Annotated in this window: 6 protein-coding genes; 2 read left to right on the plus strand and 4 right to left on the minus strand. The window is 46.6% G+C overall.

What is annotated here, in order from left to right; genetic code table 11:
• On the minus strand, window positions 1-243 hold a 243-nt coding region (locus tag RMO84_RS07030), incomplete at its 3' end, for a hypothetical protein (protein ID WP_310487757.1).
• Window positions 244-805: 562 nt separating this feature from the next.
• Between RMO84_RS07030 and RMO84_RS07035 the strand changes: the two genes are divergently transcribed.
• Together RMO84_RS07035 and RMO84_RS07040 are read left to right on the plus strand one after the other, a co-directional pair.
• Complete coding sequence (locus RMO84_RS07035) at window positions 806-1,993, plus strand: hypothetical protein (RefSeq protein ID WP_310487758.1); 1,188 nt, start codon at window positions 806-808, stop codon at window positions 1,991-1,993.
• A 186-nt stretch (window positions 1,994-2,179) separates the two neighbouring features.
• Complete coding sequence (locus RMO84_RS07040; RefSeq protein WP_310487759.1) at window positions 2,180-2,767, plus strand: hypothetical protein; 588 nt, start codon at window positions 2,180-2,182, stop codon at window positions 2,765-2,767.
• A 42-nt stretch (window positions 2,768-2,809) separates the two neighbouring features.
• Here RMO84_RS07040 and psb34 read toward each other — a convergent pair whose 3' ends face one another.
• The 3 genes from psb34 to RMO84_RS07055 all read right to left on the minus strand — a co-directional run bounded on the left by psb34 (window position 2,810) and on the right by RMO84_RS07055 (window position 5,160).
• Window positions 2,810-2,983 (minus strand): photosystem II assembly protein Psb34, encoded by a 174-nt coding sequence (gene psb34, locus RMO84_RS07045; protein ID WP_310487760.1) that lies wholly within the window; start codon window positions 2,981-2,983, stop codon window positions 2,810-2,812.
• Between the two features lie 380 nt (window positions 2,984-3,363).
• Window positions 3,364-4,110, minus strand: coding sequence for an SIMPL domain-containing protein (locus tag RMO84_RS07050; RefSeq protein ID WP_396135795.1), 747 nt, complete (start codon window positions 4,108-4,110; stop codon window positions 3,364-3,366).
• A 90-nt stretch (window positions 4,111-4,200) separates the two neighbouring features.
• Window positions 4,201-5,160: a dienelactone hydrolase gene (locus RMO84_RS07055; RefSeq protein WP_310487762.1), complete on the minus strand. Its 960-nt coding sequence runs from the start codon at window positions 5,158-5,160 to the stop codon at window positions 4,201-4,203.
• Between the last annotated feature and the right edge of the window lie 669 nt (window positions 5,161-5,829).

Genomic DNA, 5,829 nt, shown 5'->3' on the forward strand with positions numbered 1-5,829 from the left:
TTTGGCGATCTCTGAATAATTAGAGCTGCCAATATTACCCAAGATGACTATTTGCGGTCTTTCTCTAGCGACACTTTCCAACAGTTGGGGGTAAGTCTTGACAATAAAGATGCCAGTGGGAAATTCTCGATCGAGCTTCGCTTTGAGGCGATCGATCTCCAATCGATCTGATTCCGCTAATAAAATTTTGATTAGCGGCAGATCGCCATCGATCGGCTGTTCTGCTTCAATACTGGTAGGCATCTCTTTTTTATAACAGTGATGTCGAGATTGGACGGAGAGAGTCAACATTTATAGTCTTAACAGTGCCTGAAACATAGCTACCAAAAGGGCTATATTTTACATCACGCTTCCTATATATTTCAGTATGCCCAGTTATGAGAGTAAGATTTCGATTGACAGTCTATTTAGGAGTACGGTGAATTCCTGTTGCTATTCTCACCTAATTTTTACAAAACTTAATATCGGTATTTACGTAGAATTGAGAACGATCTATTGGCAAACCCAAATTTACTAGCAGGGATGAGTAAATGTGCCAGTTTGACCAACTGTCCATTCCAAATCTATACAAATGGATGGTAAATACATCTCAAAAACTTTACAAATAGCAATATAGTAGATCGGTTAAAACTACAACTCAGGCTAGGATTGAGCTTCAAGACTCGCATTTTTCCGTCCAGCACTGTGTGTTGCGATCGAGCTAGTGTAAAAAAAGTGACACATATCATACGTAATTCCTGTGTTTAGCGCGTACATTCGATATGTAAGCAACGATCGGTTCGCATCATCAGGGAAGAAACACAACATGAACGCCGCGCATCCTCAGTGTCTGCCAGCCACCAGCACTCGCCAACAACAATCCAATGTAGTAGTCCTACTATCTAGCAAGCAGCCACTCCCAGAGATGCTCGTCGAAGCTCTACAAACGCAAGTTAAAGGTTCTGTGGTTCAGATGCGAGCGGTCGCCGACAGGATTGCGGTGGAAGTCGATCGGATCTGTGAAAAGAGCGAACGCATTCAGAATTCGGGTATCAGTGAATCTTGGCGGACTGGATTGGCACGCCATCGCGTCTCTAAGTGTCTGTACTATTACCAACTAGGTTCGATCCAAGGTCGGATCGAGCTACACAGCCACTTGAGTTCGATCGTCTATCGCTATATTACTATTCCCAAATCGCAACTAGGATTTCAAGCTAGATACTCATTAATTGAAGACTTTTTGCAAGAATTTTATGTCGAATCGCTCAAAGCTTTTCGGCGTGAAAATCTACTTGAAGATACCTATACTCCCCGCAGCCCGATCCAATTAGCAGAGTATATGGTCTTCACCGAATGCTATGCCAAACGGCGGATTCATCTACGCTATGGCAGCACTCAGCAACTGATCGTTCTGCGTGCCCAAACCTTTGCCAAGCGACAACCCAATGAAACCTCTGTCGATATCGAGCAGGCTTTTGAAACCGCTCGCGATGAAGATGGGGATGCTGGCTCGAAGTTGATGCAACAAATCCGCGCCAAGATGGTGTCTGACAATGTCGATGGCAGCGAAGAAGTCCTCCGCGAGCGCGTAGTTGAGGAATTAGTTGCCTATCTGACGGCTCAAAATCAATCGGCTTGCGTGGATTATCTCTTGCTCAAGATGGAGGATCTATCTGCTCCCGAAATCGAAAAAATGTTGGGCTTAACCACCCGCGAACGGGACTATCTCCAGCAAAAATTTAAATACCATATTGAAAAATTTGCTCACGTTGCCAGTTGGGAATTGGTACACCAATGGCTAGGAGCTGAAATCGATCGCAAACTCGGCTTGACCGATCGCCAGTGGGACATCTTTTGGGCACAATTATCTGACGAGCAGCAAGTCTTTATGCAGCTCAAGCAAGCCGATGGTACTAAGGAATCGATCGTCAAAACGCTCAAGCTGACCGATAAGAAATATCAACTGCGGTGGGCAGAATTGTTACAGCTAGCCGCCCAAATCCGCAATCAGTAAGTAGCCTCAGTTCGGGATTAAGGATCTACACACAATAGCTTTTAGCTTCGTTCTTACACCGCCGCCGATTGAAATCGTAGGCGTTTTAGGGATAGCAACTTGGGTTAAGTAGCACGGTGATGAGTTGACAGTTGTCAGCTCAGAGTTGAAAATGTTAGCCAGAGATCTCCACAGTTTGGTCTAAATTTGAATTATCTCCTGGCTTGCGATCTAAGCATTGGTAATTGGTGCGAGCCTCGTCCTCGCATCTTGGTAGTGAGTAGCAAACTCACACCAACGATCGATAAATCCTCAATCGCACCAGTTGCACAAGCCACACCGATTGCCTGCCCAGCCAAATTGTCAAGTTTGGCCGATTTATTGGTACGTGACTTGCCCGGTTATGGCAATCGAATCTTGCAACAGCGGCGCAAACGCACCGATCGAGTCTATAGTTCGATCGTCACTGCTAGCGTCCCCGAACTTCAGCCATTACCTGTTGTCAGCCGCGAATACTCAGCCCAATTTCCCCAAGCAGCGGCAACTCAAGTATTTATTACCACTTTAGAAACACAGTATACGGGCAATCGATCGGGGCAAATCCAACAGTTTCACTGGCTGTTTCTGGCACAGACGCGACAGGGGTGGCGGTTAGCAAATATCTACACGCGCACGGGGGGATTTCCCGTTGCCAATAACCTTATCTCACCCCCGATCGAAAGCAGCCGGACGATCGTCGGTGAAGCAATTAGAATCTGGCTCAATGACTGTTATTTGGGCAAACTCCGAAAATAATAGTGGGCACGATTCGTTACTGATAATGCACCCCGATCGATCTTAGGAAACGGCCATCGCGATAAAGATCGAACCGATCGTCAGTACTAGACCGAAAGCTCCGATCGCTAGATAGTTGACCTTTCCTTCGGTACCAGTCGATTCGGCGACATACATTTTTGGTTCGGTATGGAAATTGTTCAACCTACTATCGCCGTCATTATTCAAATAAGGCATCCATACTAACCTCTGATTCTGTAAATAAAGTTGATTAAAATTTTATTTATCTTACGATCGAGCTGCGAACCTCAGAGTACAAATACTCAAACTGTAATAAAAAATTGTGTGATACCCAATCCGCTTCACAAACTCTTCTTTGGCAATCGAAACCACTTGTGCCCTCACCCCGCCCTCTCCTGCGGCTCTGGCTCCCCTCTCCCAAGCTTGGGAGCGGCGCATCGAACGGGAGGTTCCCTCCCGTTTGTGTGCGTCAAGACAGATGGGTTGGGGGTGAGGGCAAGGTTAGTGAGTTTTACAAACCGGATTTGGGATGAGATGGGACTCGATCTCGTGTCTATAGCTAAAAAAGTGGGGCAGCTAGCCCCACTTATAACTATTTAATCGATGCCAAATTTGACCGAAACTACAGCGGTAATGTCTTTTTCGATCGAGCTAGTGTCATAGCGACCCTCGTTTGTTACCGCCGTGGAATGGCGCGGCGTAATTTGGAATACGCCTGTATCGGCACTGCGCACCCCACCGACGCGATTGCCCGTACTCTTGGCAATGGATTCGGCTCTAGCCTTGGCATCCTTGGTAGCTTCGGCAACCATCTCGATCCGCACCTTGCTCAGTTCGGTGTAGAGATATTCGGGCGGCTCGGAAGTTAGGGGAATCCCTTCATTGATGAGTTCGGTGATTTGTTGGGAGAGTTTGGCATACTGGTCAACTTTAGTCGATCGAATCTCCAGTTTTTGGCTCAACTTATAAGCAGCAGTTTTTCCTGTCTCTTTACCATTAATTAGTTCGGGCAAGGCGGCGGTTTCGAGTGATTCTAGCGAAATCTCCGCCGGATCGACTTTGGCGTCTTTGAGATAGCGTCGAACGCGATCGATCCGCGCTTTTAGTTCCTGATAAGCCGCCTGCGTTGTCGGCTGTTGGCTGGCTAACGAGATCCGCCACACGATAAAGTCCGATTTAATCGGGCGTTTGGCAGAACCCGTAATTGTCAGCGCATCATCCACCCGTTTCATATTCCGAATCGCCCCCGCCCACAAGTACGAGCTGACAATCAGCGACAAAGACAATAAACTCAATCCCGCCAGTAATTCGGGGAATCGATAGCGTAGCCCAGGGTTGTCCATGACTTGTGCCTCACACACAATAAATTAGTTTGAGAAAGATGACAATCCACCCCACTCGATCCCATCTACAGCAACGCGATCGTCAATTACTTAAAGATATCCTGCCCGATCGATTAAATCGTCCAGAGCCTTGCTGCTACTTGAATTTAAGCGCACGCAAGCTTCGATAAATAGCCCGATCGCTTCTGAGATTAAATCTCGCATTTGTACTCCCGATCCGGTAGCAGGAAAATCCAGATCGGCAGTCCCGATTGTTGTATCTATTGGATGAGCGATCGCAAAATGGTTGGCACCTTCGATGAGTAGCAAATACCGCGCAGCTCGTTCGCTGGCGATCGCTTGAAATGTCCGCTCGATGGGTGTTGTCGGCCGTTCCCAGGTGACACCATAACGATCGCCACTATTGGCAATGACCCCATCGCAACTACCGCCGATTAATAACATCGGCAAACGATCGTCTAGCGGTAAAATTGTCCCTGGCGCGTAACCCAACTGGACGATCGCGGCTGTATGGGCACCGTAAGCAAAAGTAGCCACAACTTGCGGGTAAAAACTGGGATTGGCACTTTCGATCGCCGCTCGCCCACCCGCCGAATGTCCGCCCAAAATTACCCGTCCTAAGTCCAGCAAGCCTGCCAAAACTCCACTTGAGTTCATTTGATGTAAACCGGCGAGTAATGCGGGCAAGGCTGACGCTGTAGGCGCAGTACCGTATGTATTCGGAGCCAAGTTTTTGAGATCTACACCTGGAGTCAAGGCTACCATTCCCGGCAAGTTTTCGGCAATCCAATTAAACGTCACTATTACCAAACCCCGCGCGGCTAATGTTACCGCTAGCCATTGATATAATTCCCCACCACAATTGATGCCACCAAAAAAGATGACGATCGGAAATGGAGCTAATTGTCGATCGGCAGGAATGACACCCATACTCTGTTCCAGCACATTATCAGATATCTGCGCTGGATAAAAAACCTTGAGCTGAATCGTGTCATAGGGAGCCACCGCATCGGCAACTTTGACAGCCTGGAACAGCGATCGAACACTCATAAATTTACCGTTCGACTACTTGATTTAAATTATGGAGATGGCGATCGAGTTAATGCGATCGCGACCGCCAATCGATCGATTCTAGACTCGCAACAATCTAAATTTGATTATCTTGATGCTCGATCGATGCAGGCTTCAAGCCCTGAAATCTTTACCTGAGCTTTATTTGGCTTCGCTAGTATTAAAGCCACTTTCAGCCATCTGGTTTCCCTGAGCGAAAAATTCCAATTATGACCGATGAATATGAGGAACTTGTGAGCAAACGCTCTAAAATCTCTCAACAGTGTAAAAGCTCAGGAATCAATCGACGACTAGATGTAGGAATACTGACAATTTTATCGCAATCGCCATATTGGTTAAAATCCAAACCCGACTTTTTGGAAAAAGTTGGGTTTGATTTGTCATAGTACTAGTTCGATCTCCATAACCGCTTTGACATTCATCTACCGGCCGATTAGCAGACAACTAATTTATACATTATAATACTTTTACCTACAGGAGTGCGCTCGTGGAGATCTAAGTCGATGGAACAAGGTAAATTCGTTATAGTACAAGACAAGTTGACTTTAACGATTGTTGGATACACACTAACACTGTCGTTAATGATTTTCTTAGCTATTTACGATCCGCTGAGTAGGTATTTCATCTGCATAATATACTCACGCATAG

It is taken from the genome of Chamaesiphon sp. VAR_69_metabat_338 (assembly GCF_031423935.1).
Taxonomy (GTDB): domain Bacteria; phylum Cyanobacteriota; class Cyanobacteriia; order Cyanobacteriales; family Chamaesiphonaceae; genus Chamaesiphon.